Source organism: Streptococcus sp. GMD6S (genome assembly GCF_000297015.1).
This window is the reverse complement of the sequence record NZ_AJRH01000319.1, coordinates 1-1,559: the sequence shown is the minus strand read 5'-3', so window position 1 is coordinate 1,559 and position 1,559 is coordinate 1. Positions and strand designations below refer to the sequence as shown.

The window sequence follows — 1,559 nt, the reverse complement described above, 5'->3', positions numbered from 1 at the left end:
TCAGTATTGACAACAGCTTTGAAGGCTCCGCGAAGGTCTCCATTTACGTGACCACGAGGCATTGCTGCAACAAGGATTTCCTTCACTGCATATGGAAGTTTCAAATCTGCTGCTTGGCTTTCAGTCAAGCCAACTTGAGAAAGTGCAGGTGTGATGAACATGGTGTTTGGTACATTGAGACGGTCTTCAAGAGTGTAGCTACCATCTCCAGCAAGGTAGCTGTAGACAACGCGGAAGTCATCAAGTGAAATGTAGGTAAATTGAGGTCCACCGTTGACGTCTCCGACTGCAAAGACACCAGGAACGTTTGTTTGACAATGTTTGTCTACTTTGATAGCACCACGCTCTGTTAGTTCAATATCGGTATTCTCAAGTTGAAGTGGTTCAACGTTTGGTTTACGTCCGGTTGCGTAGAGAAGGGCATCGAAACGGTACGTTTCGTTTTCAGTTACGACAAGGACTTGGTCACCGTCGTTTTTGATTTCAGTAGTACGGATGTTTTGAAGCAATTCAATACCGTCTTCTTCCATGTATTGTTTAGCAAGAGCTGCGATGGATGGTTCTGCACGAGGAAGGAAAGTATCCAAGGCATCTAGGACTGTAACCTTGCTTCCAAGTTTGTTGTAGAGTCCTGCAAATTCAAGACCGATATTTCCGCCACCAAGGACACCAAGTTTTTCAGGCAATTTGTCCAAGTTTTGAATACCAGTCGAGTCAAAGACATTCTTACTTGTAGCAAGTCCAGGGATTGGCAAGACGTTTGAAACGGCACCGGTATTGATAACGATAGTTTCAGCAGTCAGTTCTTGTTTTTCATCACCAGCTTGGATTTCGATGACTTTGTTTGAAAGGAAGTGAGCTTCCGCATCAAAGATATCCACACCTGTACCAGCAACAGTCGCATAGTTTTTACCATTGAGGCGACTAATGATAGTATTTTTGGTAGCAATGACTTCTTCAAAAGACAAATCTTTCTCAGCAGCAACTAGCAAAGTTTTAGTTGGGATACAACCAATGTTGATACAAGTTCCGCCGTACATAGCCTTACTACGTTCGATAAGGGCAACTTTTTTACCAGCTGAAGCTAGTTTACCAGCCAGTGTTTTCCCTGCCTTACCAAATCCGATAACGATTAAATCATAAGTTAACATTTATAGTCCTCCTATTCGCATTTCATTCTAGCACAAGAAAAAAACTTTTGCACAATTCTGCTACGGGAAATGGAGTGAGTTTGAAATGCTCCCTTCAAATCCTTTGAAAAACCAGTTTCGGGCTACTTTACTGCTAGAAAATCGCTTACATGATTTTCTAGAGAAATTGGGCTATCTTTTGCTTCTCTCTTGTGTTATACTAGATAGGTTGCAAAGAAACCAGTACTTTTCTTTCGTGGAAAAGAAGCAACACGGTATCTCTTTTTTGTAGAAGATACGTCATGAAAAGAAAAGTATAAACTAAAGCCCTATAGGGTGGCTTCGCACCACCTTTAGAAAGAAGAATAACGTGAAATTTAATGAATTTAACTTGTCTGCTGAATTGCTAGCAGAGATTGAAAAAGCTGG

The 1,559-nt window shown here is 41.4% G+C and carries 1 protein-coding gene; it reads right to left on the bottom strand.

What is annotated here, in order from left to right; genetic code table 11:
- Nucleotides 1–1,151: FAD-containing oxidoreductase (locus GMD6S_RS11290; protein ID WP_000958906.1), on the bottom strand; the 1,151-nt coding region annotated here is incomplete at its 3' end.
- Nucleotides 1,152–1,559 lie beyond the last annotated feature (408 nt).